The sequence below is a fragment of the Bacillus cereus group sp. BceL062 genome (genome assembly GCF_051780025.1).
Classification (GTDB): domain Bacteria; phylum Bacillota; class Bacilli; order Bacillales; family Bacillaceae_G; genus Bacillus_A; species Bacillus_A toyonensis.
Map to the genome: position 1 here is coordinate 89,889 of NZ_JBPWGY010000009.1, position 26,109 is coordinate 115,997.

The following is a 26,109-nucleotide window of genomic DNA, read 5'->3' on the forward strand; positions in this document are numbered from 1 at the left end:
TTTATGCGATTGCCCATCATGATAACTCTTAATTTTTCTGGCTGTTGGTAATAGCTCCACAGATATGTCATTACTCCCAGTCCTGCGACGTGTTGAACACTCGGACGGTGAATGTAAGGGAATCATTATATTCTGGTTTGGTTATCCACTCATAAGCTAACACAATTGTGTTAGACAAAGTAGGTTTCGTCCGTTCTCATATAAGAAGTTGTGATGTAGTTAAGATTCGGTATAGTGTGTCTACATGTAAGGGAGAAGTAGCTTGTTACGCTGTAAGATAATCCTTAGCGTATATTTTCGTTAAAATGTGGGCGGCAGCCCTGGTAGAAAAGGAAAAAATAAAAAGATAAGTGGGGACAAAATTGCTGAACACCTTATGCAAATAATCCTGTGAGATTGGCGTTTACGGCAATAATATTCAAATTACAATTTTATATGATAAGAACCATAACTTTTCCAGGTTGGTAGGGGTATGGTTCTTTTGTTTGCGAAAAAATTATGCTTGTTTTGTAAAATGATAAAAATGTTTTAATCCAAAATGATAGGATTACAAAAGTGTAATGTGGGTGTAAGGAAACTGGATTGTACCCTCTTTTTAGATAAAGCATACTTAAGGTAGGGAAGATTTATATGTTAATGAATATAAATTTTACAAGTAGGATAGAAAGGTTAGGTATTATCATATGAAATGGATCATTAGGATTTTTGTGTTATTAGCTATAATAGGAGGTGCTTTCTACTATCTGAAGTCAGGTAATGGATACTATTCAACTAAACAATATTATGTAAAAGTAATGACGGATTCTATAGTAGAAAACGAAAAATTGAGTAATGGAGAAGTTCTTACGTATCATGTTTACGATGAGAAGGTGTACGATAAAAAAGGGGAAGAAAGAAAACTGAAAATTTCCGTGCAAAATGAATTGGAAAAAAATCAATATTATTTGATTGATTGGGAAGATCGCCGTGGGATTGTTTCTAAAATAGCTAAAGTGGATCAAACAAAAATAGATAAGAGTATCTTAGATAAATTGAACGGAAATTCATAATATGTCAGGACAAGCTAACTAATAGCTGTGTTAACATAAAGCTTTATAAGCAAAAGATATTGTAGAAAAATAAGAGAGATTATTATAAAAACAAAAGGGATCAACCGTCTGGTGTGATCCCTTTTGTTAGGACTGAGCAAGGAGTATTATTGCATTGTCTAAACACTTTACTCTTTCCAAAACTGTTCTAGCAGAATACTGATCATAGTACCTACGAGTAATCCGTTACTTAAAACATATTGTAAGGAAGAAGGAATACTGCTAAATGCACTTTCTGGCAGAAACATTATTCCTAAACTGATTAATAATGTAATTCCTAATATAGTTAATCGGCGTTGATTTAATTCTTCACGTAAAATTGATTGAAATGCAAGGCCTATTACTTGGACAAATGTTGCTAAAAGTGCAGCATTAGCAATAGGGCCTGGAAGTAAGGATATAAAGCTTACAATTGAGGGGATAAAAGAAATTCCTGCTAATATGAGACTTGCTATAAGGAATGACTTCACTTTTCTTTGTCCTGTTAGTTGAATAAATCCAGCTGATGCAGGTAATGGTACAATTCCAATTGTAGAAAACAACGACGAGATAATATGTGATATACCTCCAACCCATATACCACGGTTCAGTGTTTGCTTTTCATTTTCTTTAGATAATGGAGCCACTTGTTTTACAGCCGAAATAGCAGCAATCGTATTTGCAACTAAAAGAAATGTAAATAAAATTGCAGTTAGAGTCATTCCAATATCGAATCTAGGCATGCCCCAAGCAAATATCTGTGGTAACTTAACTAACGGTGTGTGTGAAGGCATATGAGACGATTTTTCTAATAAAGCATACAAAAGCCAACCAAATGAAATGGCAAGTAACACAGCGTAACTTTTCATCCAGCCTTTCCCTTTAATTGATAAGAAGGTAATCGTGGTAAAAACAAAGAGTGCAATAGTAGTTGTTGTATAATCAGGATGAGTTACAGATCCTTGTAATCCCATCATTCCTTTTAGTAACACACCACTAAGCTGAAGTGCTAAGATTAAAAGAAAAGTTCCTGTAACTAAAGGGGTAAATAAACGCAAGATTCGATGCACAAGCCCTGTTATACCAAGTATGAAGAGTAATATACCTGCAATAATTAACCCGCCTTCTAAAAGTTGCAACACGTCTTTTGCACTTTGTCCCTGATGCATAGCTACTTGTCCCAGTATGACAAATATACTTACCCATGAACCTGCTGGACCATCTGCTATGGGATAGCGATGCCCAAACCATGCTTGTATAAATGAACTTACTCCCACGACTAAAAAAGTTCGCTGCATTAATGTTGAGATATCTTCTATTGATAAATGAAATATGCCACCAATAATGATAGGCAATGCAATTGCATTTGCTAATAGAAACACAAACCACTGTAGAATACTAAAGCTCGTATTAAAGTATTTTTTGTTCATATTATTCTCCTTTGTCGAAAAAGAATCTCATAGTAAAAATCCATCCTTTCTATACAGTTAGATTAAAAAGGATGGATTTTGTAAATCTATAAAATTATTTTAATTATATATATAGATTTAAAATTAATTACCATGTACGGAATGGTAAGAATTTACCGTTAAGTGTAATAACGATACGAGGATCGCCACCTTTTGGATCTTCTTGTGTATCCACACCTAGATTGAAGTTAATTGCACTCATTACACCTTCGCCAGCTTTTTCTAAGATTAATTCTCTAAGAGTTGGTGCGTATTGTAACATCATTTCATATAGTCGATATAAGATTGGGTCAGTAGGAGGCATTTGCATTACTTGACCTCTAAGTGGAACTACTGTTAATGCCTGAACCACTTCCTCATCTAATTCTAATAATTTACCGATTTTTTCTGCTTCCGGACGTGTCATTGTAGCTTGTCCTAATAATGCTGTTACAACCCAAGTCTCAGAGTTTTCGCTTACTTTTGAAATTTCTTCCCATGTTAAACCTTTTGCAATTTTTGCTTCCATAATTTTTTGCGTAGCTTCTTGTCTATTCATATTTAATAACTTCCCTTCATTTGAGTAATAATTAATTTTTCATACCATTTAATGTTTTATATCCATCAACTACTAAATCTAATTTACCTGTGTGAGGATCAATGACTAAACCATGTACAGGAACATCTTTTGGAATAAGTGGATGATTTCTTACTAAATCAACATTAGCTTGAGTTGAATCGCAGACATCATCGAATCCAAATAACCACTTTTCAAGATCAACACCAGCATATTCAATTGCTGATAAAATTTCGGATGAAGCTACTCCACGATCTAATATTTTTTGAATTGTTCCTTTTGGATTAGTTTGGCTTGCACCACATTTATGGTGTCCGATAAGAAAGATTTCATCTGCATTTAGATCATATACTGATGCTATAACACTTTGCATAACGCTATCGAAAGGAGAAGCAATTTTACCACCTGCATTTCTGATAACTTTTGCATCACCATCGTGTATATCTAAAGCTTTTGGAAGTAGCTCAATTAAACGAGCATCCATGCAAGAAACAACAACCATACGTTTTTTAGGCATTTTTGTTGCTTCAAAAGGAGCGTATTCCTTATTTTCTACAAATTGTTCATTGAACGATAGGATTTCTTGTAATAACATATTTGTAACCTCCTTTAAATCTAGATGTATTTTTTGTTGCGTCCTCTATGTTATAAGTGAATATAACTGATAAACAATGTGATGTAAGAGGATAAACTAAGTATAGTGAATTGTATCGATAAGCAGAATAAGCTGGCGAAACACTTTCTGGCTTTCTACTTTCACGGTGAAAGGATTGGTTTATATCATTGATCAAACAGATTTTGAGATACTGAAATTATTAGGAGAAAACTCAAGAATACAATGGAAAGAACTTGGTCAAAAAATACATATGACGGGACAGGCGGTAGGAAATCGAATTCGAAGGTTAGAGGATTTAGGGATTATTGAGCAATACACAATCGCAATAAACCGAATCAAATTAGGACAAGTAGTAACTGCGTTTGTTACTTTGTTCGTAACAACAGCTAACCATCAAGAGTTTATGAATTTCTTTCAAGGAGAAGAAGGGATTTCTGAAGTACATCGTATAAGTGGTGACGGATGTTATTTATTAAAAACACATTTTGCTTCCAATGAAGAATTGGATAACTTTCTAGGACGACTATTAAAGTATGGGAATTACCGTGTTAACCTATCAATAGGGAAGTTAAAATAAACTTTATGTAAGTTTATGGTTCCTTTTGCTTGTGGCTAAGACATGTTTCCAAAAATAAAAGGAGTATCTCTTATTAAATAAGAGATACTCCTTTTATTTGTTTTTAATAATTATTGATTATTTTACATCTGATTTTTCTTTTTTCATTATTTGCCTTTGACTAGTGAAGGGGAATTTTTTAACATCAAAACCCCTGCGCTGTATGCAACAGGGGTTCTATTATTACTTATCTGACGGTATGATCCTATTTCATTTTACAGCTAATTCATGTTTCGAATATAAAAAGTAGACTCATAAGAAAAATCCTGTAGCTCAGTACAGGATTTTTAAGTAAACTTTATTAAAAACTAAATTGTGGTTTAACATCACCTTTATAAGGTTCATGTTCAACGAATATAGTTATGTCTTTACCAGATTGGTCTTTACCAGTTCTTTTATACGTAAATTTCTTATTATTCAGTTCAGTAAGTTCAAGAGCGGCACCATATTTATTATTTCCAATTGATACATGAGCTCTTATTTTATTTTCGTGTACAACATCGAAGTAACCATAGTCACCGCGGCTTTGACCTGTTTCGCTATTGAAGAACTCGTATTTATTAGACTTGTCATCAAATTTTGCTAGACTTATAAAATTAGAATTAAACTGTGTTACATCATTACCAGCTTCATCTAATACTTTTGTTCCATGCCAAAGGGTGCCGCCTAAAATTTTATCTCCATCAACATTTTTAACAATATCGCCTGTAGTAGTGTTCAGTTGCTTGTCCGGATCAGTGAAAGAAAGTTCTTTTTCTTTATATGGAACATGTTCAACGAAAACTTCTACATCTTTACCGTTAGCGTCTTTCCCCATTCGTTTATAAGTAAATACATTTTTATTTAGTTTTGTCATGTCAACAACAGCTTGATACTTCATTGATTCTGAAATTAATATTCTCTTCTTCCCATCATTTGTGACAAAGAAAGTTCCTTTATCGCCACGACTTGCACCTGTCTTAGCATCAAAGAATTCATATCTGCCGGACTTCGCATCATATTTTGCAAGGCCAATGAAGTTTGCATTCTCTTTTGTTAAGTCATTCTTATCTTTGTCATATACTCTTGTACCTTGCCAATTAGTATCGCTAAGAATGTTAGCCATTTTTTGGCCTTTCGTTAACTTGTTTTCCTTTTTCGTCTCTTTAGCAGCTTGTTCTTGTTTTTGTTTACCATGATTTTCTTCGGCTTTAGTACCAGCACACCCTGTTAATGCTAATGTGAATCCGAGCAGTATTGATGATAGTGCTTTCGTTTTTTGGTTCATTTTTTATCGTCTCCTCATTGTATGATTTTCATGTTATTCACATGGTTTTAAGTAGTGCGGTTTGTGATTATAGTAGTAGTTCATCCTTCTGAATCTTTGTTATATGAAAAGATTTAGGTTGAATCAATGAACTTAGTTGCTACGTTTATTATGTTAATCCCAGAGTATAAACTCCCTCTAAATAAAACATTAAAAAAAGATAAACTAATTCCTAAAAAATTTTCATATTTATAAAAAAGCAATCGCTAGCTTGCTGCAGGGATCTTTCGAATATTTACCAAAGTTGTTTCTGATGCCTACGAGTAATCAAAAAAATACATTGTAAAGAAGAAGGAAAGCCGTTAACAATAATGTAATTCCTAATAGAGTTAATCGATTGTAGTGCAAAATTTTTGAGCTGAACTGTATGGGAAATGAAGATTTTATAGAAGTCGCTTCATATAGGAAGGGGATGTCCATGTTTGATTCAACAGATTTTAAAATTATACAGTTACTACAAGAAAACGCTAGAATGAACTGGAGGGAAATTGGAGAGATAGTACATTTGACTGGCCAAGCCGTTGGAAAACGAATTAACAAATTAGAAGAGGCAGGTGTCATTCAAAAATATACGATAGATATCGACAGAGCTAAGCTGGAAGGATCCATTATGACGTTTGTTACGCTATTTTTGCATGCACCACATTATCATAATCAAATTCAAAGTTTTTTCGAAAAAACAGACGTAATTACTGAAATGTATCGTATAAGTGGCGATGGGTGTTATATCATGATTCTTCACACATCTTCGCATCAGCAATTAGAAGAGACGCTTGCAGATGTTTTACATTATGGTGATTATCGTATAAACACTGTCATTAAGACATATGAAAAAAAGAAAGAATAAGATATTTATTCTTTCTTTTTTTCATATGGAACTGTAATTCTTTATTTGTTTTTGTTTATAAAACATTTTGCTGACATGACTTTTGCGTAAATATTACCAAACTCTAATGCGCTCATGAACGATTGATGAGCGTGTACTGCTGGGATTAGATTTCCTTGGAATTCTAAATCTTTTGTTGTACAAGCATCTTCAATTACAATACATTGAAATCCTAAATCACTGGCAGCCCGTACTGTTGCATCAATACATACATGAGTCATCATACCGCAAATGACTAGTTGGTCTATTTTCTCTTCTTTTAATGTTTGTAATAAATTTGTTCTTAAAAAACTGTTAGGGTGGTGTTTTTGTATGACTCTTTCATTAGCGATCGGTTGTACATCATCATGAATTTGAGCACCTATTGTCTCGGGTAGGAAGAAGGTAGCTCCTTCATTGTTCGCAATGTGTTGTACATGAATAACTGTTTTATGTTTTTCACGAAACACTCTCAATACTTCTTTCGCTTTTTGGACGGCTTTTTCAGGGTGATGTAATTCCATATTGCCGCCTTTAAAGTAATCATTTTGTATGTCGACTAATAGTAATGCTTCGTTCATCGTTATTCCCCCATACTTAGTGATTTAGCACGTTATTTGTACTGTACCGTTATTATATAAATTGTAGCTATGCTGAAGTAATAACATTATGAAACGATTTTGAGGTATATAGTTTCAGTGTGAAAAAAGTGAAAGTTGGTATAAGTACAAATGGATTTTGTGGAATTCACGGCAAAGTTATAGGTAGAGTGGCATTATAAGGTAAAAACCATAACTTTGCTGGAGGAGCGGGTTATGGTTTTTTATGAGGAAATGCGATTTTAAGTTTTTGCTGAAGGTGTTTTTCTAGGATATGCTGTGAGTGATTGGAGTGAGGTAGTGTCGGATATTGTCGACCAATCGATATATTGGAAAAATCGTTGATATATTGTGAGTTGTGATAGATATATTGGAAAAATCGTTGATATATTGTGAGTTGTGATAGATATATTGGAAAAATCGTTGATATATTGTGAGTTATGATAGATATATTGAAAAAATCGTTGATATATTTGTAAAGGGGTGTTTGAGGTGATTGTGAAAGAAAGAAAAATGCCGATTTATATAAGGCAGTTAGAAGCACTTCTTAGAAGGTTACCTGTACATCATCCGAAACGAAATTTAATTGGAGAAAACTTGGTAAAACACATGGCGGGGTATAAAGGGGAGCAATCGATTGATTATCCACTTAGTTTTATTTCTGAGAAAGAGTATAGTATTTTACATGATGTTCGCTTATCTAATTATGATAAATACTTTCAAATTGATACTATTATCCTTTCCACAAAGTTTCTTCTTTTTCTTGAGATAAAAAATATAGCAGGTACATTAATATTTGATACAAAGTTTAATCAACTTATCCGAATAACAGAAGGAAATTCAGAGGGATTTCCAGATCCGGTTTTACAAATAAAAAGGCAAGAAATACAACTAAAAAAATGGTTAAGCTTACATGGATTTTCCTCTAGTCTTCCAATTGAGTCCCTTGTTGTTATTAGCTCGCCTCGTACCATTATAAAATCTTCAGATGACAATCTTCTTCATACAATTATTCATAGTGCAAATTTACCTCATAAAATAAAGTGGTTTGAAAGTAAATATAAAAGAAAAGTTATAGATAATGTAGATAGGCTCATTCATCAAATAATAACGGAGCATTCTCCACTTCAACAAAATATACTTGAGCAATATAAAATAGAAAAAGAGGAGTTGTTAAATGGAGTACAATGTGAGAAATGCTTAGTTATTCCAATGGTTAAAGTGAAGAAGGGCTGGCGTTGTACAAGTTGTAAAGATTTTTCAAAAGTGGCACATGAGGATGCTATACGAGATTATGCATTGCTCATTAGTACGACATGTACGAACGGTAATTTGAAAGAGTTTCTCCATGTTTCGTCGGGTATGGTTGTAAACAGAATTCTCCACACACTAAATCTTCCCTACACTGGCAACAACAAAGGACGAATATATGATTTAACTTCTTTCCAATGATAATTTTGCTATAATAAATACGTACGTATACGAAGGGGAGTTTAAAGAGAAAATGAAGTCATTTAATATCGATCATCTTATAGCTAGTGTTTTGCAATGGATATTAAATATAGCGCTAATTATATTATCCATTGTCTTATCTATCTTTTTAATTAATGAGACAATCACATTTATTCAATACATCTTTTCAACAAAGAAATATACATCGTATAAATTGGTTGAAAGTATCATCGTATATTTCCTATACTTCGAGTTTATTGCATTAATTATTAAGTATTTTAAATCGAACTATCATTTCCCGTTACGTTATTTTATTTATATCGGAATTACGGCATTAATTCGGTTAATTATTGTATCTCATGAGGAACCGATGGAGACGTTATTATATGCGGGATCCATTCTTGTTTTAGTCATTGCTTTATACATATCGAATATGAGAGATTTGAGAAAAGAGTAGTAGTGCAGACATAAGTTTGCACTACTTTTTTCACCTTGACCTTCAAGTTACTTGAAAGTTTACAATGAAATTAGGGCGTTTGAAATTGAAAAAAATTGAGAAATTAAGTGAAGAGGTTTCTTTTACTTGGAGGTTATAGAAATGAGTCAGGAATTGAAGTTACGTCCATTAGAACGAGAAGATTTAAAGTTTGTACACGAACTGAATAATAACGCGCATATTATGTCGTATTGGTTTGAAGAACCTTATGAGGCCTTTGTAGAATTGCAGGACTTGTATGATAAACATATACACGATCAAAGTGAACGCCGATTTATCGTTGAGAAAGATAATGAAATGGTTGGATTGGTTGAGTTAGTGGAGATTGATTATATTCACCGAAGAACAGAATTCCAAATTATTATTGATCCAAATTATCAGGGGCATGGTTACGCAGCAGAAGCGACGCGTTTAGCGATGGGTTATGCCTTTGCTGTCTTAAATATGCATAAGATATATTTAGTTGTCGATAAAGAAAACGAAAAGGCTGTGCATGTTTATAAAAAGGTTGGATTTATGGTAGAAGGTGAGCTTCTCGACGAGTTTTTCGTTGATGGTAACTATCATAATGCGATAAGAATGTGTATGTTTCAGAAGCAATATTTTGAAAGTAAGTAGTTGAATGATTTGGAAGTAATGTTGACGCTTCGCAAAACCGTATGCTAAAATCCCTTTTAAGTATTAAGGAAGGTGCAGAACATGCTTTATATAAAATTTGTAAAACTCATTAGAAAACTTTGCTCCGCACAAATGTATACGGTGAAGCGTTGTACGGAGCTTAATCAAGGGGCATAAATCCCCTATATTCATCGGCTGAATAACTTTTCTAAAAAAGTATAGTTTATCTATGCTTATTTGGTTACGGTTTGTAAGTCGATGTATAAAATAGATTAAGGGTCATAGACAATGCTTTGTCTATGGCCCTTTGTGTATATTATTCCAATGAGCTTTTACTATAAATTGGAGTAGTATAGGAAAAACCACGAAGCAGAGGGCTAGTGTCGAATGACGCTATCTCTCTGCTTTTTTTAATTTCAGGAAAAGAGGAATACGAATGAGTTTACTTAAAGTTGAAAGTTTATCACATAGTTTTATAGATAAAGCCTTATATGAAAATGCTTCTTTTAGTTTGCATAAAGGAGAACATATGGGGATTGTTGGACAGAATGGTGCAGGAAAAAGCACGTTAATGAAAATATTGATTGGAGAAATCATTCCTGATAAAGGAGATATAAAGTGGCAACCTAATATTCAAATTGGACATCTGGATCAATACGCAGAAATTGATGGGGGCTATACCATTTCAAAATATGTAAAGAGAGCTTTTTATGATTTGTATGAAATGGAAGATAGAATGAACAAGTTATATGAAGAAAGTGCTAGGACTGGAGATGAGAATCAACTATTAAAAGCGGCAGAGATTCAAGAACAGCTTGAGGCTCGTGATTTTTATTCGGTAGACAGTATAACGAATAAGGTGGCAGCTGGTTTAGGTATTGATGCTATCGGGATGGATCGTGTTATTGGTGAATTAAGTGGAGGACAACGTGCAAAGGTAATTTTAGCGAAGCTTTTATTAGAAGAGCCGACTATTTTATTACTAGATGAACCGACGAATTTTCTTGATAAGGAGCATGTGGAGTGGCTTGCTAATTATTTAATGAATTTTGAAGGGGCGTTTATTGTAGTGTCACATGATTTTGATTTTCTGGAAAAGGTGACTTCTTGCATATGTGATGTAGAGTTTGGAACAGTTAAGAAGTATTACGGAAAATACTCAGATTTTGTAAGACAAAAGGAGCATTTGCGAAAAGATTATATTCGCCAATACCATGCACAACAGAAGAAAATTGAAAAAACGGAAGAGTATATTCGTAGAAATATTGCTGGAGTGAATTCAAAAATAGCACAAGGACGTAGAAAGCAGTTGCAACGTATGGAAAGAATTGCGCCACCAAGTTTTACCCATAAACCGTCTATTCATTTTCGGGAACTTCCTATTTCAGTTCAAACAGTTCTTGAGGTAAATAATCTCGAAGTTGGTTATGACTTTGCTCTCTTACCAAAATTGAATTTTTCAGTAATGAGTGGGCAAAAACTTGTTATTACAGGATTCAATGGAGTAGGGAAATCTACTTTATTAAAAACAATTGTTGGCACTATTGCTAGTATTGCTGGAGAATTTCACTTCTCAGAGCAAATAAAGATTGGATATTATGAGCAAGATTTAAATTGGAGCAATGATTCTTTAACTCCGCTTCAAATTATTTCGGAACAGTTTCCTACATTGAATATGAAGGAAATACGTCATCATTTAGCTGCGTGTGGTGTGAAAGATACTCATGTCTCGCAAGAAATTCGTACGTTAAGTGGTGGTGAACAATCGAAGGTGAAACTGTGTGGATTATTACTATCACCTTGTAACTTCTTAATTTTAGATGAGCCGACAAATCATTTAGATGCAGAAGCGAAGGAAGCTTTGCAAAAGGCGCTAATACAGTTTAAGGGCAGCATTATACTCGTATCTCATGAAGCGAGTTTTTATCTTGATTGGGCGGATAGTATTTTCAATATAGAGACGGGATTAGTTAAGGGGGTGTGAAATATATGAATGAAAATAATTGGAGAATGAACATTATATTATTTTTAACCGCTCAAACTATTTCGTTGTTCGGTTCATCTCTCGTGCAATACGCGATTATATGGTATATCACCCTTACAACATCATCAGGGGCGATGTTGACCATTTCAACTGTTTGCGGTTTTCTACCACAAATTGCGATATCTTTATTTGCTGGTGTGTGGATTGATCGTTATGACCGTAAAAAGATGATTATGTTATCGGATGGAATTATAGCGATTGCTACGTTAATTTTGGCAATTTTATTTTTAACAGGATATAAAAGTATTTGGATGCTGTTTATAGTATTACTCATTCGCTCAGCTGGTACAGGTGTACAAACGCCGGCTGTGAATGCGTTAATTCCACAAATTGTTCCGAAAGATTATCTTATGAAAGTAAATGGGATAAATAGTAGTATTACATCTTTAATTATGTTTCTATCACCGGCGGTAAGTGCCGTAATTCTTTCTGTTACTAGCATTGAAACGACATTTTTTATTGATGTTATTACAGCTATAATCGGAATTAGTATTATGTTTATCATTCAAGTGGAAGGACATGCGAATGTAGGGGTTAAGCAAAAATCTAATCTACAAGGTATAAAAGAAGGGTTTGCTTATTTAAAAGAAAATGTATGTATGAAAAGGCTACTCGTTTTATTAATCATTATTATGATTTTAATAAGTCCAGCCGCCTTTTTAACACCTTTAATGGTGACTCGTTCCTTCGGGGCGGAAATGTGGAGACTTACTGCTAGTGAGATGACCTTTAGTGCTGGTGCAGCAGCTGGTGGCGTACTGATTGCAGCATGGGGTGGTTTCCGTAATCGTATGCATACAACAGCGTTGGCCTGTGCGTTATATGGTCTGCTTATGGTAGGACTAGGAATTGCACCGGTATTTATTATGTATTTAGTCTTTAATTTTTTAATTGGTATAACAATGCCATGTTTTAATACGCCAGTTACTGTGTTATTGCAGGAGAAAGTAGATCCAGTTATGCATGGCAGAATGTTTAGCCTCGTACAGATTGCGAATTCATGTGCTTTACCTTTAGGGATGATTATATTTGGTCCTTTGGCTGATGTGTTTAGTGTAGAGGTTTTGTTAATTTATGCTGGGATATTCGTACTATTTTGCGCAATGTATATTGTATTAAGCAGGAAGTTTGAAGTGTAAATATTTATTGTCTATAAAAGGTTTGTGAGGCAATTTAAGATGCTTCATAAACCTTTTATTTTCATTTTAGTCAATAATAATTTATTGTAAAACGATAAAATGTTATTGACTAATGATTTTGTTTTGGATAATATGATGTTAATTAAGAAGAATTATATGAATAGAGGAGAATGTAAAATGAAAAATAAATACGTAGTAGCTATTTCTTTCATGATCTTAGCGATTATTTCTTTAACTATACATGCTTCAAACAGTAAAGTAGGAGCGGATGGATTTCTTGAAGAACCTTTCTTTTTCCTAGTACCGGTAAGTTATGTATTGTTCTTTAGTGGTATTGGTGTATTACTATTTGGATATATTACTTCAAAGCTGAGAAAAAGTAATAGATAAAGTGAAGTTTAATTAGTGATGGATTCCCCAATCGGGACAAAATACTCACTATGAAATAGAAACATACCATATGGAAGAAAAATAATAAGTGAGCTGAATAATGATGAATCATTATTTTTATAATGGTAGACAAGTAGGAGCGGCTATAACGCTAGCCGGGGCACAGGGGACAATTCATGCTGTGAATCAAGTGATTCAAATGCAGCAACAAGCATATTTTGCACAAATGATGCAAGGACAGTATATGCAATACTCACAATTTCCAATGCAAAGTGTGCATTATGATGTGTATCCAGCGGGTTTACTTTCCATTCCATATGGCGGGACTTACTTCTTATGAAAGAAAGCGACTCAATAGAGTCGCTTTTTTATATTCCACCGAGCTTCATTCCAAGGAATGCGAAGAGGATACCGATTATGTAAGTAGTACTTACATATAAAAGGGATGTGTAAATTTTTTTGCGATTGAGAAGCTGAATGGATTCTAATTTAAACGTCGAAAACGTTGTGAATGCGCCCATAAATCCAGTTCCTAATAATAATTGCCAGCCTGTAGCGACTCCGTTGCCAATTATATATCCGAGTAAAAATGCTCCTGTTATATTAATAAGGAATGTAGCAATTGGAAAGGATGTTTTATTTCTTTTTTTAAACCAATTGCTAATTGCAAATCGTGTAATCGCACCGAAAAACCCTCCAGTTGCCACTAATAAAGCTTCCATCATAAGTGATCACCTTCCGTAACTGATTTCTTAATTAAGAAATCACCTAGTGTATAGCCAAGTCCAGACATAATGAGACCGCCAAGTATGCTACATGATACATATAGGAAAGCCAGGCTCCATTCAGCATGATTAATTAATTGCATGGTTTCTACACTAAATGTTGAAAACGTCGTAAAAGAACCGATGAATCCAGTTCCGATGCCTGTGATAACCTCCGAAGGTAAGATGTTTAGCCGTGCAACATATGTAGTCAGCCATGCTAATAAGAAGCAGCCGATTAAGTTAATGAGTAATGTAGCTAATGGAAATGAATGATGCCAAAATTCATGGATAGTAAGACCTAAATAATAACGAGAAAGGGCTCCTAATATACCGGCTATACCGACGATAATATAAATCAAATTCCTCACCTCTTTAAATAGCTTGCTCAAAAAAATAGACTCCTACCAGTAGTTATACTGGTAGGAGTCATTAGCTAAGCAGCGGTTATGGCGAACTCCATCGCCTATAATTATTACATATAGTGTACTAAAAATTGCGTTTGATTTCCAGTGAAGAAGTTGGTGTATTTTGTAGTTCTCTAATCGTTTAAGATAGAGAATTATTACTTATAAACTAAATATAGTGATATAAGGTTTTCAGTGTGATAAAATGTTTCGTATATCTGTCATTTTTTATTTGACTGAAAATAAAGAAAAGTAAAATCGTATGTTTTAGAAAAGGAGTCGTTTGTTTGAAAAAGTTATTAAAAATAATACTTATATGTATTTTAGTAGGTGTGGGAGTTGTAGGTGGGTTTTTAGCGTATATGACACTTACAAAAGAACAGCCAGCTGATGTTATAAGCTTGAAGGTGGAAAACAATAAGAAGCGCGTAATTGCGCAGGGAAATGAATTTAAAGTTACAACGTTTAATATTGGATATGCTGGACTAGATAAGGATCAAGACTTCTTTATGGATGGAGGAAAAGGGTCTGGTTCAAGTAGTAAAGAACAAACGGAAACGAATTTAAAGAATATGCTTTCGTTTTTACAAAATGAGAATAGTGATTTTGCGCTATTACAAGAAGTAGATATAAAATCAATGAGATCATTTGATATAAATGGGCATGAATTTTTGAAAAAAGGACTGCCTGATTATGCTTCTTCGTTCGGAAAGAACTATGATACAAAATGGGTTCCGGTGCCAATCACAAGTCCAATGGGATATGCTGATGCTGGACTAAGTACGTTTTCTAAATATACAGTTCAAACAGCGAAGAGGTTCCAATTACCAGGAATGGAGCCGTGGCCAAAGCGTTTATTTGATTTAGACCGAGCGATTGTTGAACATAAAATTCCTGTTAATAATGGAAAATTTGTTAGACTCGTAAATTTACATTTGTCTGCTTATGATGAAGGCGGAAAAATTAGAAAGCAACAAGTGGAGTATTTAAAAGAATATATGAACAAACATTATAAAAATGGTGATTACGTAATAATGGGCGGGGACTGGAATCAATTAATTTCTAACGTTCAGTTAAGTGATCCGAAGTTCGTGAAGGAGCGTCCTGAGTGGTTAGTAGAGTTACCGAAGGACTTTACCGATGGTGGCTTTAAGTGGGCTGTAGATCCGTCTGTTATGACTGTGAGAGATGATGTAAAGAAATACGTGGAAGGTGAAAACTTTGTCACGATTATTGATGGCTTTATCGTTTCACCGAATGTTGAAATTGTAAATGTACAAGGGAAAGATTTGAAGTTTGAAAATAGCGATCATAACCCAGTGAGTGCGGTATTCAAGCTGAAGTAATCGATACGTATGAGAAGGTGGGGCTTCATATATGGAGTGGTTAAAGAGAACTTGTTTTTCTAACCTTGAGAAAGAATCACAGAAAAATCATTTATTGCTGTTTATCACGATTTGCAGTTTCTTCCTCGGGGTACTCGCGATTGGGTATTACGGATATATTTTTACAGAGAGAGCAGTAGCATTTTGGATGTGTGGTATTTCTATCGTAGTATTTGGAACGCTACTTACTTTTATAGAAAGTATGGAAGCAATGTATAAATACATCATGACATGTATGCTACTTATTATGTCTTTCATTATGGTACAAGCATTTAATGAAAGCCCAGCTGTATTTCAAATGGTCTATTTTACATTAGCAGTTTCACTTATTTATTTGAGTGAACGTCTTATTTTAATTCTTGGCGGGGTAGCAGTTGTTGTTACATTTATACTTTGTAGTTATTGGCCAAATCAATTTTTTGCTTATACAGCATCATCTGAAGCTGCAAATTTTGCAAGCTTGTTAGCGATTGTAACGATCGCAATGTGGGGTGTCACAAAGATTGGTTCTAATCTTTTGGCTCGTTTAAGTGATGAGAAGCAAGCAGTGATGAAGAAAGCTCAGGAGTTAGAAGAAACGCAAAGGCTTATTGAGGAAACTGTTGTGAAGTTAGATAGTAATTTCAATCATTTAAGACAGAATATGAACACTTCGATGGAGTCGATGAGTGAAATTAATTTTGCTTTTGAAGAAGTGGCAGTTGGTACTCAATCACAATCAGAGATGATGTCACGTTCAGTAGAAGTATTGAATGATATGGAGGGAAATATTGACCAAATCATCTCTCAAGTAAGAAATGCTTCGATGCGTGTTGATAAAAGTTTGGAAATCTCAAAGGGCAGTGTAAACACTTTAAGAAATTTTGAAGCTAACATGAGAAGTTTAAATGATGTTGTTTCACAATCAGGAACGATATTTAGAGAATTGATGACACAATCGAAACAAATTAATGAAATTGTAGATGTAATAACGAATATTTCAAGTCAAACGAGTTTGCTAGCTTTAAATGCAAATATTGAAGCTGCAAGGGCAGGAGAACATGGAAAAGGTTTTGCTATTGTAGCGAATGAAGTGTTAAAGCTTGCTGAAGAATCGAATCGTTCTGCGGGGAGAATTCAAGGGATTTTGAAGGAGTTTAGTAATCAAGCAAGTAAAGTAGAAGTGCAGGTAGAGAAGTCAGAAAGAGTACAAGAAGAGTGTAACGAAATGTTAGCAAGTGTTTTAACGAATGTAACGGATTTAGGGAAGTTTATTGATACGATTAATGATGTAATGAGAGAGATTGTTGGTCATCAAGAAAATTTCCAAGTTAAAACGACGAATATCGTTAAAGATGTGACACATGCTTCTAACGTAATTCAGCAAACTTCTGCAGCTACGGAAGAAGTGTTAGCAAGTATTGAAGAAGAAAAGAATCGAAATGATACGTCGGTGAAGACGCTACATACTGTTAGTGAGCAAGTGAAGTTGCTAGAAGATATTTTAGAAAAATAATATCGCTGAAAAAGAGCACAAATGATGTGCTCTTTTTCAGTTGAACGAATACTTGATAGGAATTTAATTGCTTTTCTATGAGTTTTCTGCCAAGCTTAAGGAGATAAAATTTAACTAATAGCTACTGATTATTAGTTAAACCTCGCGGATAGCGAGATAAAATACTTCAAAGAAAGAATTATATAGGTGACACATATGATCGAAGTCAAGACTTCTGAACTTAGTGATGGAGAATTTAATAGAGGTGTATTTGCAACTCGTGATATTAAAAAGGGTGAGTTGATACATTCAGCACCAGTTATCTCTTATCCGAATGAACAGCATGAACATATTGAGAAAACGTTACTTGCTGACTACGCATTTGAGTATGGGGTAAATCATACGGCATTCCTTTTAGGATACGGCATGTTATTTAATCATTCATATAAGCCGAATGCAACGTATGATATCGTCTTCGAGAACCATACGTTTAACTTCTTTGCTTATAAGGATATAAAAGCTGGAGAAGAGATTTTAATCAATTATAATGGTGAAGTTGATGACGATGAACTATTATGGTTTGATAAGGAAAAAGAAGAGAACGAAAAGTAATGTAAAGAGTATAGAAAGAGCGCATTCTGTGGGATGTGCTCTTTTTTTATATTGAAGAAAATAAAGTAAAGATTACAAAAAAATACCACTTTATTTTCGTGTGGTATAGTAAGATACTGAAGGATAGTGTTTTGTAAAAGTTATATATTTTACAAATTGTTGTCTTTCTGATGACATGTCAAGTTTAGTAGTCCATTTGGGTTGCTTTATTATGCAATATATATTTTAATATGAGTGGCACCTCTTATAATTTAAGAGGTTTATAGGTGTCTCGAATTGATTTTGGGTACACTGTATCCACCACTTTAGTTTTATTTCATGTATGTGGGGATATTATGGGCCCGTATAGCGGGATAAAAAGAATATAGAAATAGAGGAATCGTAAAATGAATATGCAAGAGGTTTATAAATATTTAAGTACGGTATTGCCTGAAGGTCATGTTACACAAGATGAAATGTTAAAGAATCATACGCATATTAAAGTTGGCGGAAAAGCAGATGTGTTCGTTGCGCCTACGAATTATGATGAAATTCAAGAAGTTATTAAGTATGCTAACCAATATAATATTCCAGTTACGTTTTTAGGAAATGGATCAAATGTCATTATTAAAGATGGTGGGATTCGCGGAATTACGGTCAGTTTAATTCATATTACAGGTGTTACTGTAACAGGAACAACGATTGTAGCACAGTGCGGTGCAGCAATTATTGATGTATCACGTATTGCATTAGACCACAATTTAACAGGTCTTGAGTTTGCTTGTGGCATTCCAGGTTCAGTTGGCGGAGCATTATATATGAATGCTGGTGCCTACGGTGGTGAAGTATCGTTTGTATTAACAGAAGCTGTCGTAATGACAGGTGATGGAGAGTTACGCACTTTAACGAAAGAAGCATTTGAATTTGGATATCGTAAGAGTGTATTTGCGAACAATCATTACATTATTCTTGAAGCGAGATTTGAACTTGAAGAAGGTGTACATGAAGAGATTAAAGAAAAAATGGATGATTTAACGTATAAGCGTGAATCGAAACAACCTTTAGAATATCCTTCATGCGGTAGTGTATTTAAGCGTCCACCAAATAACTTTGCTGGTAAGTTGATTCAAGAATCAGGACTACAAGGAAAGCGAATTGGCGGAGTAGAAGTTTCATTAAAACATGCTGGATTTATGGTGAATGTTGATAATGGAACAGCACAAGATTACATCGATTTAATTCACTTCGTACAAAAGACAGTCGAAGAAAAATTCGGTGTGAAGTTAGAGAGAGAAGTAAGGATTATTGGAGAAGATCTACAATAATTTTTGAATTAAAAGCGTATAAAAGTATGAATTATTTTAAAATAACATTTGGGTATTGTTGACAATTTGTTTTCAATTCAATATAATGGCTAATAATTTAACAAATAACATACGTTGAAAGAGCCCAGTAGCAGTTTGTCACTGTTATCAAAGAGAGCTAGGGGTTGCTGGAACCTAGCACAAACAAACTTGTGAATTACACTCTGGAGTATCTTAGGTAACGCTAAGCGGAGTAGCAATCGATATTATTGCTAAGAGTGGTATGAATAGCTATGCTATTTATGCAAACTGGGTGGTAACACGGTGAATAATCGTCCCTATGTCATAGACATAGGGGCTTTTTTGTTTTAAAAAAATAAAGGGGATGACAAAAGATGAATATTATTGATGAATTAGAATGGCGCGGTGCTGTGAATCAACAGACGGATGAAGAAGGTTTACGTAAGTTAGTAGAAGAGAAAAAGATTTCACTATACTGCGGAGTTGATCCGACTGGTGATAGTATGCATATCGGACATTTGATTCCGTTTATGATGATGAAGAGATTCCAATTAGCTGGTCATCATCCGGTTATTTTAATTGGCGGGGCAACAGGAACAATTGGTGATCCAAGTGGACGTCAATCAGAGCGTCAACTGCAAACTTTAGAAGTAGTGCAGCATAATGTAGATGCGTTAACAGCGCAAATGAAAAAGCTATTTGATTTCGGCGGAAATAGCGAAGTGAAGATGGTAAATAACTACGACTGGACACATGAAATAAACATTATCGAGTTTTTACGTGATTACGGGAAAAACTTTAGCATCAATAGCATGTTAGCGAAGGATATTGTAGCAAGTCGTTTAGATACAGGCATTTCTTTTACAGAATTCACGTACCAAATCTTGCAAGCGATGGATTTCCATCATTTATACACGAAAGAAGATGTTCAACTGCAAATTGGTGGTAGTGATCAATGGGGAAATATTACGAGCGGGTTAGATTTAATTCGTAAGTTAGAAGGGCATGAGGCGAAAGTATTTGGACTAACAATTCCGTTATTATTAAAATCAGACGGTACGAAATTTGGAAAATCAGCAGGTGGTGCGGTTTGGCTTGATGCTGAAAAAACAACGCCATTTGAATTTTACCAGTTCTGGGTGAATACAGATGATCGTGATGTAATTAAATACTTGAAATACTTTACATTCTTAGCGAAAGAGCGAATTGATGAATTGGCAACGAAGGTAGAAGCCGAGCCTCATAAACGTGAAGCGCAAAAAGTGTTAGGCGAAGAAATGACGAAATTCGTTCATGGAGAAGAGGCATTATTGCAAGCTGTGAAAATTACCTCGGCATTATTTAGCGGAGATATTAAATCGTTAACAGCTGATGAAATTGAACAAGGCTTTAAAGAGATGCCGACATTCCAGTCTTCCAAAGAGACGAAAAATATTGTAGAGTGGCTAGTTGATTTAGGGATTGAACCATCTAGACGTCAAGCTCGTGAAGACATTAATAACGGTGCGATTTCTATGAATGGTGAGAAAGTAACGGATGTAGGTACGGATGTTACTGTAGAAAATTCATTTGATGGAAAATTTATTATTATTCGTAAAGGGAAGAAGAACTACAGCCTTGTGAAATTAGGAGAATAGTTTGTGTGAAGGGGATGGGAGTAGGAAGGATACTTCCATCCTTTCATATACACAATTTAGACATAAAATAATCAGTAAATTTAGATAATTAAAAGGGTTATACGATTCTTCTGCCGAATAAATAAGTTAGAGAAAATTACGGATAAAGTGAAACTTTAATCAGTGGGGGGGGTTGTTCCTCCCCACTGATTATTAGTTGAACCAATCGGGCTTTTACGGGCAGTTAATCTTCCGACTTCATCCCTGCATTCACTGGATTTTAAGGTGGAGGTTTTACTGCCCGTTAATGCGGGATAAAAATAGCCCGAACCATGCAGGGCATGATTCGGGCTTATATTCAGATTAGTAAGCTAAGCTGAATAGACCTTTAATGTGTGATAAGTAACGAACGTTACTTGCTTCTTTCATTAATGATGCTGGTAAGCCTTTAAGTGGAGTATTGCTTGCTCCAATTGTAGCAACAGCATCTTTACGTCCTAGACTAGCAAGCGTTCCAGAGTTTACAGGTGCGAACTCTTCGAATGCTTTGCCTTCTAGTGCTGCGTATAAGTTGTATCCAATTAACTCACCCATTTGCCAAGCGATTTGTGCAGTTGGTGGGTATGGACGTCCGTCTGGAGCGAAGACAACAGCGCTGTCTCCAGCAACGAATACGTCTTTATGAGAAGTAGATTGTAGGTATGCATCAACTGTTGCACGACCACGGTTTACTTCAAGACCTGATTCACCGATTAATGGGTTACCTTGTACGCCGCCTGTCCAAACGAATGTGTTAGCAACAAGTTTTTGACCGTCTTTTAAGTCGATTTCATTGCCAGCAACGTTTGTTACAGGAAGACCAGTTAAGAATGTAACACCGCGTGCTTCTAGGCTAGTAGTTGCACGTTCGATTAAGTGGTCTGGTAATACTGGAAGGATTTTTGGACCTGCTTCAACAAGAAGAAGTTTAACTTCTTTTGGATTTACGCCGTGGCTTTTTGCAAGTTTAGGCATAATGTCAGCAAGCTCACCAACTAGCTCAACGCCAGTTAATCCGCCACCACCGATTACGATTGTAGCATCAGCTTCGTTTTTCGTTTTCGCGTATTCACGAATACGGTCTTCAACGTGTTTGTAGATTTTGTTTGCATCAGCAGCAGATTTTAATACCATGCTGTTTTCTTCTAGTCCTGGAATACCGAAGTAAGCAGTTTTACTTCCTAAAGCAACTACAAGTGCATCGTAAGATAATGTAGTGCCACCAGCCAGTTTGATTTCTTTGCTATCAACTGAGAATGACTCAACTGTTGCGATTTTAAGATCGATATCTTTACCTTTGAAAAGCTTTGTAAGTGGCATTGCAATTGCTTGCTCAGCAACGTTACCAGCTGCAAGGCGATGTAGTTCAGTGATGATTTGGTGTGTTGGGTATTGGTTAATCACTGTAACTTGTGCTTCTGATTTGCTGTAAAATTTACGTACGTTTAAAGCGGCAAGAAGACCGCCATAACCAGCGCCTAAGATGACAATTTGTTTTGACATAGTATGATATCCCCCGTCTTTACTAATTGTTGTTATAAGTTAACTTATTTATTGTTACGTTCTGCACTAATTTGAAGATATGCGTTCACAAAGCGGAACATTTTTTGTGCTTGTGGGTCTTTTAGTAATTTTAATAGACCGAATAGGCCGATAACTTCGTTGCTTTCGTCAGCACGATCTTTCGCTTCGATTGCAGTTGCAGCCATGCTTTTCACTGTATCTTTTACAGGCTCTACAAGCTCTGTGATTGCACCAACAGTGTCGCTTTTTAATACTTCATCAGTAGCAACAGTTTGAGCGAAGTCATAAGACTTAGTTAAAATGTTAACAAGCTCAGTTAATTTTGGAAGCTGTTCTACTAGTGTTGTTAATGATTCTTGTACCTCAGGTTTTAACAACTGATCAAGTACATCAAGTTGTCCTTGGCTAGCAGAAATTTGTACAGTTTCTTGTTCTGGCTTTGTTTGAGTCATAGTTTCTGGCATCTCCAATTCTCCTTTACGATAGCAATACTCTTATTTTTTATAAGTAAGATAGTAACCGTTTACGAAACTTTATACAAAGTTTCACAAAACACAATAAAATGCCTTTAAATTTATGACAGCAACTAAGCTGCAAACATAAATCTAAAACCATAACGTCTTACTTATTATTTATGAACTGTCCGATATATGGCTTGTCCGCATAATGGAAAAGCTCCGTTACCGGAAAGTGTATATAATATATATCCTATATTATATACTATATACACCTATGTTAACATAAAAATGATTCCTAATTATTTGATATTGAGTGTATAACGTAGTGCTGACAAGGTATGAAAGCGTATAAAATATTTTGTTTCAGTTAGAAATGTACATATATATATAGAAAAAAAGGAAAAAACGAACAAATTCATGTTCGTTTTTTCCTTTTTCCTATTATTCACCTTCCGCAATTAGCAGCGATGTGTTACCTTCTTTTTCAAGATGGCATTCGCCCCAAGAACAAAGAGAATCAAGAATCGATTCTAAAGACCAACCGTAATCAGTAAGAGAATATTCTACTTTTGGTGGGACTTGATTGTATACTTTTCTTTGAATAACGCCGTCGTCTTCTAATTCACGTAATTGCTGCGTTAACATTTTTTGTGTAATACCAGGCATTGAGCGTTTTAGTTCACTCGTTCTCTTTGTACCTTTAGTTAAGTGACAAAGAATAACAACTTTCCATTTGCCGCCGATAACCTCTAAAGTCGCCTCTACAGGAATATTGTATTTCTTCATATGAAACCCTCCTTTTGTGAGCAAAGTAAGTTAAATAATATAAATGTTACTTTTTAGTACCTATAGCACTTTAAAGTACGTACTTTTTATTATGTTAAATATGTTTCATAATAGCACATGTAAGAGGCAAATGAGTAGTACGGTACTGAAAAGTGACTATGTTACTTTTTGGTGCCTATCGTACTTTAAAGTGCGTTCTTCAAAAAAAGAATGAAACCATTCATAATAGCATTTGTAAGTATGAAATATATGTTTTAGAAGATAGAAGGGCCTTTTTATCATACTATTATGATTGGATTTCTTGTAATAAGGAGGAATTCAATTGAGTTCATATACAGTACCATCTTCGGAAGTTCAGACGAATCGAAGAAGTATGTTTGCTTTATTAGCACTAGCAATTAGTGCGTTTGGGATTGGTACGACCGAGTTTATTAGTGTCGGTTTACTACCATCTATTTCAAAAGATTTAAATGTTTCGGTTACAACAGCTGGTTTAACGGTTTCCTTATATGCGTTAGGAGCGGCAGTAGGAGCTCCTGTTTTAACAGCGTTAACGGCTAGTATGTCGCGAAAGACATTATTAATGTGGATTATGGTTATTTTCATTATTGGTAATGGCATTGCGGCGGTAGCAACAAGCTTCACTGTATTAATTATCGCAAGGATTGTAGCTGCATTTGCACACGGTGTGTTTATGTCGATAGGATCTACAATTGCGGCTGCAATCGTACCAGAGAATAAACGTGCTAGCGCAATTGCGATTATGTTTACTGGATTAACAGTTGCGACTATTACTGGTGTGCCAATTGGAACATTTATCGGTCAAGAGTTTGGCTGGAGAGCGTCATTTATGGCGATCGTTGTAATTGGAATTATTGCTTTCATCGCAAATAGTATACTCGTCCCATCTAATTTAAAAAATGGTGTACCTGTATCGTTTCGTGATCAATTTAAACTAATTAAAAATGGAAGACTGTTACTTGTTTTCATTATTACTGCACTAGGATACGGCGGTACATTCGTAACATTTACGTATTTATCACCGTTATTACAAGAAGTAACAGGATTTGAAGCAAGTACCGTTACCATCATTTTATTAGTGTATGGAATCGCCATTGCGATAGGGAATATGGTCGGCGGAAAATTATCGAATCATAATCCAATTCGAGCGCTATTCTACATGTTCCTTATTCAAGCGATTATATTATTTGTTTTAACATTTACAGCGCCGTTTAAAGTAGCTGGATTAATCACAATTATTTTCATGGGACTATTCGCGTTTATGAATGTTCCGGGGCTACAAGTATATGTAGTTATATTGGCAGAGCGCTTTGTTCCAAGTGCGGTTGATGTTGCTTCAGCAATTAATATTGCCGCATTTAACGGAGGAATCGCTTTAGGTTCTTATATAGGTGGCCTTGTAACGAATTCGTTAGGGTTAATCCATACTGCTTGGGTAGGCGGCCTTATGGTAGTAGGTGCTGTTATTTTAACAGCATGGAGTATGACATTAGAAAAAAGAGATCAAGTAAAATAAAAGGAGAGAAAATAAAATGAAAAACTTACAAAGTAAAACAGTATTAAATAATGGTGTAGAAATGCCTTGGTTCGGTTTAGGTGTATTTAAAGTAGAAGAAGGACCAGAACTTGTAGAAGCAATTAAATCAGCGATTAAAGCAGGATACCGTAGCATCGATACAGCTGCAATTTACGGAAATGAAAAAGCTGTAGGTGAAGGAATCCGTGCAGGTATTGAAGCGACTGGTATTTCAAGAGAAGAATTATTTATCACTTCAAAAGTATGGAACGCAGATCAAGGATATGACGAAACAATTGCTGCATATGAAGAGAGCTTAAAAAAATTAGAACTAGATTATTTAGATTTATACCTTGTTCACTGGCCTGTAGAAGGAAAATATAAAGATACATGGAAAGCGCTAGAAACACTTTATAAAGAAGAGCGTGTACGTGCAATTGGCGTAAGTAACTTCCAAATCCATCACTTACAAGATGTAATGAAAGATGCAGAAATTAAGCCAATGATTAACCAAGTAGAATATCACCCTCGTTTAACGCAAAAAGAATTACAAGCTTTCTGTAAAGAACAAGGTATTCAAATGGAAGCGTGGTCACCACTTATGCAAGGTCAATTATTAGATAACGAAACATTACAAGAAATTGCTGATAAACACGGCAAAACAACAGCGCAAGTTATTTTACGTTGGGACTTACAAAATGGAGTAATTACAATTCCAAAATCAACGAAAGAACACCGTATTATTGCAAATGCTGATGTATTTAACTTCGAATTAACAAAAGAAGATATGGAAAAAATCGATGCATTAAACCAAAATCACCGCGTTGGTCCAGATCCTGATAACTTCGATTTCTAAGATTAAAGTAGAGAAAAAGAGTGCAAATTATTTGCACTCTTTTTGTTGTGTTTATGTATAAAAAAAATTTCTAACTAAATACTACTTATTAGTAAATTTGTTATTTCATAAGGG

General features: G+C 34.8%; 27 protein-coding genes, 1 riboswitch and 1 other annotated feature. Of the genes, 17 read left to right on the forward strand and 10 right to left on the reverse strand.

The features are described from left to right. Nucleotides 1-683 precede the first annotated feature (683 nt). Complete coding sequence (locus tag ACS2MN_RS20485; protein ID WP_000871140.1) at nucleotides 684-1,049, forward strand: YxeA family protein; 366 nt, start codon at nucleotides 684-686, stop codon at nucleotides 1,047-1,049. Between the two features lie 167 nt (nucleotides 1,050-1,216). Here the strand turns inward: ACS2MN_RS20485 and ACS2MN_RS20490 are convergent, their stop codons facing one another. The 3 genes from ACS2MN_RS20490 to ACS2MN_RS20500 all read right to left on the reverse strand — a co-directional run bounded on the left by ACS2MN_RS20490 (nucleotide 1,217) and on the right by ACS2MN_RS20500 (nucleotide 3,687). Beyond that, the gene (locus ACS2MN_RS20490) at nucleotides 1,217-2,497 is read right to left on the reverse strand and encodes a purine/pyrimidine permease (protein ID WP_088055719.1); all 1,281 of its coding nucleotides are present in this window, start codon (nucleotides 2,495-2,497) and stop codon (nucleotides 1,217-1,219) included. A 127-nt stretch (nucleotides 2,498-2,624) separates the two neighbouring features. After that, complete coding sequence (gene cynS / locus ACS2MN_RS20495; protein ID WP_001081567.1) at nucleotides 2,625-3,074, reverse strand: cyanase; 450 nt, start codon at nucleotides 3,072-3,074, stop codon at nucleotides 2,625-2,627. A 31-nt stretch (nucleotides 3,075-3,105) separates the two neighbouring features. After that, nucleotides 3,106-3,687, reverse strand: coding sequence for a beta-class carbonic anhydrase (locus tag ACS2MN_RS20500; RefSeq protein WP_000926483.1), 582 nt, complete (start codon nucleotides 3,685-3,687; stop codon nucleotides 3,106-3,108). A 166-nt stretch (nucleotides 3,688-3,853) separates the two neighbouring features. On the opposite strand from ACS2MN_RS20500, the gene ACS2MN_RS20505 reads away from it, so the two are divergent. Then, the gene (locus ACS2MN_RS20505; RefSeq protein WP_002039967.1) at nucleotides 3,854-4,285 is read left to right on the forward strand and encodes an Lrp/AsnC family transcriptional regulator; all 432 of its coding nucleotides are present in this window, start codon (nucleotides 3,854-3,856) and stop codon (nucleotides 4,283-4,285) included. A 340-nt stretch (nucleotides 4,286-4,625) separates the two neighbouring features. On the opposite strand, the gene ACS2MN_RS20510 is transcribed toward ACS2MN_RS20505, so the two are convergent. Next, nucleotides 4,626-5,591 carry a DUF4822 domain-containing protein gene (locus ACS2MN_RS20510; protein WP_088055718.1) on the reverse strand — a complete coding sequence of 322 codons (966 nt, stop codon included), beginning with the start codon at nucleotides 5,589-5,591 and terminating at the stop codon, nucleotides 4,626-4,628. 451 nt (nucleotides 5,592-6,042) lie between these two features. On the opposite strand from ACS2MN_RS20510, the gene ACS2MN_RS20515 reads away from it, so the two are divergent. Next, nucleotides 6,043-6,477, forward strand: coding sequence for an Lrp/AsnC family transcriptional regulator (locus ACS2MN_RS20515; RefSeq protein ID WP_043323162.1), 435 nt, complete (start codon nucleotides 6,043-6,045; stop codon nucleotides 6,475-6,477). 41 nt (nucleotides 6,478-6,518) lie between these two features. Here the strand turns inward: ACS2MN_RS20515 and ACS2MN_RS20520 are convergent, their stop codons facing one another. Next, nucleotides 6,519-7,076 (reverse strand): cysteine hydrolase family protein, encoded by a 558-nt coding sequence (locus tag ACS2MN_RS20520; protein WP_001001098.1) that lies wholly within the window; start codon nucleotides 7,074-7,076, stop codon nucleotides 6,519-6,521. Between the two features lie 516 nt (nucleotides 7,077-7,592). On the opposite strand from ACS2MN_RS20520, the gene ACS2MN_RS20525 reads away from it, so the two are divergent. From ACS2MN_RS20525 to ACS2MN_RS20555, 7 genes are all read left to right on the forward strand, one after another. Further along, entirely contained in the window at nucleotides 7,593-8,546 is a 954-nt protein-coding gene (locus ACS2MN_RS20525) for a nuclease-related domain-containing protein (RefSeq protein ID WP_043323160.1), read from the forward strand. A gap of 52 nt (nucleotides 8,547-8,598) precedes the next feature. Further along, nucleotides 8,599-9,003 (forward strand): phosphate-starvation-inducible protein PsiE, encoded by a 405-nt coding sequence (psiE, locus tag ACS2MN_RS20530; RefSeq protein WP_000834705.1) that lies wholly within the window; start codon nucleotides 8,599-8,601, stop codon nucleotides 9,001-9,003. Nucleotides 9,004-9,144: 141 nt separating this feature from the next. Next, nucleotides 9,145-9,660, forward strand: coding sequence for a spermidine N1-acetyltransferase (speG, locus tag ACS2MN_RS20535; RefSeq protein WP_000076822.1), 516 nt, complete (start codon nucleotides 9,145-9,147; stop codon nucleotides 9,658-9,660). A 436-nt stretch (nucleotides 9,661-10,096) separates the two neighbouring features. Continuing rightward, nucleotides 10,097-11,644, forward strand: a complete 1,548-nt coding sequence (locus ACS2MN_RS20540; RefSeq protein WP_000054844.1) for an ABC-F family ATP-binding cassette domain-containing protein — start codon at nucleotides 10,097-10,099, stop codon at nucleotides 11,642-11,644. 5 nt (nucleotides 11,645-11,649) lie between these two features. After that, nucleotides 11,650-12,843: an MFS transporter gene (locus ACS2MN_RS20545; RefSeq protein WP_001004944.1), complete on the forward strand. Its 1,194-nt coding sequence runs from the start codon at nucleotides 11,650-11,652 to the stop codon at nucleotides 12,841-12,843. A gap of 156 nt (nucleotides 12,844-12,999) precedes the next feature. Beyond that, a complete protein-coding gene (locus ACS2MN_RS20550; protein ID WP_140154169.1) occupies nucleotides 13,000-13,233 on the forward strand; it encodes a DUF3955 domain-containing protein in 234 nt (77 codons plus the stop codon). Between the two features lie 100 nt (nucleotides 13,234-13,333). Further along, the gene (locus tag ACS2MN_RS20555; protein ID WP_000980960.1) at nucleotides 13,334-13,573 is read left to right on the forward strand and encodes a DUF3947 family protein; all 240 of its coding nucleotides are present in this window, start codon (nucleotides 13,334-13,336) and stop codon (nucleotides 13,571-13,573) included. Nucleotides 13,574-13,601: 28 nt separating this feature from the next. Here ACS2MN_RS20555 and crcB (ACS2MN_RS20560) read toward each other — a convergent pair whose 3' ends face one another. Both crcB (ACS2MN_RS20560) and crcB (ACS2MN_RS20565) read right to left on the reverse strand, forming a co-directional pair. Next, nucleotides 13,602-13,958 carry a fluoride efflux transporter CrcB gene (crcB, locus tag ACS2MN_RS20560; protein ID WP_346994799.1) on the reverse strand — a complete coding sequence of 119 codons (357 nt, stop codon included), beginning with the start codon at nucleotides 13,956-13,958 and terminating at the stop codon, nucleotides 13,602-13,604. Then, nucleotides 13,955-14,359 (reverse strand): fluoride efflux transporter CrcB, encoded by a 405-nt coding sequence (gene crcB, locus ACS2MN_RS20565; protein ID WP_000639320.1) that lies wholly within the window; start codon nucleotides 14,357-14,359, stop codon nucleotides 13,955-13,957. The genes crcB (ACS2MN_RS20560) and crcB (ACS2MN_RS20565) overlap by 4 nt, the downstream gene beginning before the upstream one ends. Nucleotides 14,360-14,413: 54 nt before the next feature. Next, nucleotides 14,414-14,473: riboswitch (Fluoride riboswitch) on the reverse strand. A gap of 218 nt (nucleotides 14,474-14,691) precedes the next feature. On the opposite strand from crcB (ACS2MN_RS20565), the gene ACS2MN_RS20570 reads away from it, so the two are divergent. The 5 genes from ACS2MN_RS20570 (at nucleotide 14,692) to tyrS (ending at nucleotide 20,816) form a co-directional block, all read left to right on the forward strand. Next, nucleotides 14,692-15,750, forward strand: a complete 1,059-nt coding sequence (locus ACS2MN_RS20570) for an endonuclease/exonuclease/phosphatase family protein (protein ID WP_000734836.1) — start codon at nucleotides 14,692-14,694, stop codon at nucleotides 15,748-15,750. A gap of 31 nt (nucleotides 15,751-15,781) precedes the next feature. Then, a complete protein-coding gene (locus ACS2MN_RS20575) occupies nucleotides 15,782-17,284 on the forward strand; it encodes a DUF4077 domain-containing protein (RefSeq protein WP_000455099.1) in 1,503 nt (500 codons plus the stop codon). 195 nt (nucleotides 17,285-17,479) lie between these two features. Next, a complete protein-coding gene (locus ACS2MN_RS20580; RefSeq protein WP_000573656.1) occupies nucleotides 17,480-17,875 on the forward strand; it encodes an SET domain-containing protein in 396 nt (131 codons plus the stop codon). 386 nt (nucleotides 17,876-18,261) lie between these two features. Continuing rightward, complete coding sequence (gene murB, locus ACS2MN_RS20585; RefSeq protein ID WP_001057110.1) at nucleotides 18,262-19,179, forward strand: UDP-N-acetylmuramate dehydrogenase; 918 nt, start codon at nucleotides 18,262-18,264, stop codon at nucleotides 19,177-19,179. Nucleotides 19,180-19,284: 105 nt separating this feature from the next. After that, nucleotides 19,285-19,501, forward strand: a binding site (T-box leader). 52 nt (nucleotides 19,502-19,553) lie between these two features. Continuing rightward, a complete protein-coding gene (tyrS, locus tag ACS2MN_RS20590; RefSeq protein WP_001021087.1) occupies nucleotides 19,554-20,816 on the forward strand; it encodes a tyrosine--tRNA ligase in 1,263 nt (420 codons plus the stop codon). A 342-nt stretch (nucleotides 20,817-21,158) separates the two neighbouring features. On the opposite strand, the gene ACS2MN_RS20595 is transcribed toward tyrS, so the two are convergent. From ACS2MN_RS20595 to ACS2MN_RS20605, 3 genes are all read right to left on the reverse strand, one after another. Beyond that, the gene (locus ACS2MN_RS20595; protein WP_000043190.1) at nucleotides 21,159-22,337 is read right to left on the reverse strand and encodes an NAD(P)/FAD-dependent oxidoreductase; all 1,179 of its coding nucleotides are present in this window, start codon (nucleotides 22,335-22,337) and stop codon (nucleotides 21,159-21,161) included. Between the two features lie 44 nt (nucleotides 22,338-22,381). Further along, entirely contained in the window at nucleotides 22,382-22,822 is a 441-nt protein-coding gene (locus ACS2MN_RS20600; RefSeq protein WP_001115309.1) for a DUF1641 domain-containing protein, read from the reverse strand. Between the two features lie 435 nt (nucleotides 22,823-23,257). After that, nucleotides 23,258-23,602: a winged helix-turn-helix transcriptional regulator gene (locus ACS2MN_RS20605; RefSeq protein WP_088055716.1), complete on the reverse strand. Its 345-nt coding sequence runs from the start codon at nucleotides 23,600-23,602 to the stop codon at nucleotides 23,258-23,260. 373 nt (nucleotides 23,603-23,975) lie between these two features. Between ACS2MN_RS20605 and ACS2MN_RS20610 the strand changes: the two genes are divergently transcribed. Beyond that, the gene (locus ACS2MN_RS20610) at nucleotides 23,976-25,139 is read left to right on the forward strand and encodes an MFS transporter (protein WP_003272282.1); all 1,164 of its coding nucleotides are present in this window, start codon (nucleotides 23,976-23,978) and stop codon (nucleotides 25,137-25,139) included. A gap of 16 nt (nucleotides 25,140-25,155) precedes the next feature. Then, entirely contained in the window at nucleotides 25,156-25,995 is an 840-nt protein-coding gene (locus ACS2MN_RS20615; RefSeq protein ID WP_000793554.1) for an aldo/keto reductase, read from the forward strand. The last annotated feature ends 114 nt before the right edge of the window (nucleotides 25,996-26,109 follow it).

What these genes read in the sequence shown, in the direction of transcription:
- ACS2MN_RS20485 (WP_000871140.1), top strand. Translation starts at nt 684, where the DNA reads ATGAAATGGATCATTAGGATTTTTGTGTTATTAGCTATAATAGGAGGT.
- ACS2MN_RS20490 (WP_088055719.1), bottom strand. Translation starts at nt 2,497, where the DNA reads ATGAACAAAAAATACTTTAATACGAGCTTTAGTATTCTACAGTGGTTT.
- cynS (WP_001081567.1), bottom strand. Translation starts at nt 3,074, where the DNA reads ATGAATAGACAAGAAGCTACGCAAAAAATTATGGAAGCAAAAATTGCA.
- ACS2MN_RS20500 (WP_000926483.1), bottom strand. Translation starts at nt 3,687, where the DNA reads ATGTTATTACAAGAAATCCTATCGTTCAATGAACAATTTGTAGAAAAT.
- ACS2MN_RS20510 (WP_088055718.1), bottom strand. Translation starts at nt 5,591, where the DNA reads ATGAACCAAAAAACGAAAGCACTATCATCAATACTGCTCGGATTCACA.
- ACS2MN_RS20515 (WP_043323162.1), top strand. Translation starts at nt 6,043, where the DNA reads ATGTCCATGTTTGATTCAACAGATTTTAAAATTATACAGTTACTACAA.
- ACS2MN_RS20520 (WP_001001098.1), bottom strand. Translation starts at nt 7,076, where the DNA reads ATGAACGAAGCATTACTATTAGTCGACATACAAAATGATTACTTTAAA.
- psiE (WP_000834705.1), top strand. Translation starts at nt 8,599, where the DNA reads ATGAAGTCATTTAATATCGATCATCTTATAGCTAGTGTTTTGCAATGG.
- speG (WP_000076822.1), top strand. Translation starts at nt 9,145, where the DNA reads ATGAGTCAGGAATTGAAGTTACGTCCATTAGAACGAGAAGATTTAAAG.
- ACS2MN_RS20540 (WP_000054844.1), top strand. Translation starts at nt 10,097, where the DNA reads ATGAGTTTACTTAAAGTTGAAAGTTTATCACATAGTTTTATAGATAAA.
- ACS2MN_RS20545 (WP_001004944.1), top strand. Translation starts at nt 11,650, where the DNA reads ATGAATGAAAATAATTGGAGAATGAACATTATATTATTTTTAACCGCT.
- ACS2MN_RS20550 (WP_140154169.1), top strand. Translation starts at nt 13,000, where the DNA reads ATGAATAGAGGAGAATGTAAAATGAAAAATAAATACGTAGTAGCTATT.
- ACS2MN_RS20555 (WP_000980960.1), top strand. Translation starts at nt 13,334, where the DNA reads ATGATGAATCATTATTTTTATAATGGTAGACAAGTAGGAGCGGCTATA.
- crcB (WP_346994799.1), bottom strand. Translation starts at nt 13,958, where the DNA reads ATGATGGAAGCTTTATTAGTGGCAACTGGAGGGTTTTTCGGTGCGATT.
- ACS2MN_RS20575 (WP_000455099.1), top strand. Translation starts at nt 15,782, where the DNA reads ATGGAGTGGTTAAAGAGAACTTGTTTTTCTAACCTTGAGAAAGAATCA.
- ACS2MN_RS20580 (WP_000573656.1), top strand. Translation starts at nt 17,480, where the DNA reads ATGATCGAAGTCAAGACTTCTGAACTTAGTGATGGAGAATTTAATAGA.
- murB (WP_001057110.1), top strand. Translation starts at nt 18,262, where the DNA reads ATGAATATGCAAGAGGTTTATAAATATTTAAGTACGGTATTGCCTGAA.
- tyrS (WP_001021087.1), top strand. Translation starts at nt 19,554, where the DNA reads ATGAATATTATTGATGAATTAGAATGGCGCGGTGCTGTGAATCAACAG.
- ACS2MN_RS20595 (WP_000043190.1), bottom strand. Translation starts at nt 22,337, where the DNA reads ATGTCAAAACAAATTGTCATCTTAGGCGCTGGTTATGGCGGTCTTCTT.
- ACS2MN_RS20600 (WP_001115309.1), bottom strand. Translation starts at nt 22,822, where the DNA reads ATGCCAGAAACTATGACTCAAACAAAGCCAGAACAAGAAACTGTACAA.
- ACS2MN_RS20605 (WP_088055716.1), bottom strand. Translation starts at nt 23,602, where the DNA reads ATGAAGAAATACAATATTCCTGTAGAGGCGACTTTAGAGGTTATCGGC.
- ACS2MN_RS20610 (WP_003272282.1), top strand. Translation starts at nt 23,976, where the DNA reads ATGTTTGCTTTATTAGCACTAGCAATTAGTGCGTTTGGGATTGGTACG.
- ACS2MN_RS20615 (WP_000793554.1), top strand. Translation starts at nt 25,156, where the DNA reads ATGAAAAACTTACAAAGTAAAACAGTATTAAATAATGGTGTAGAAATG.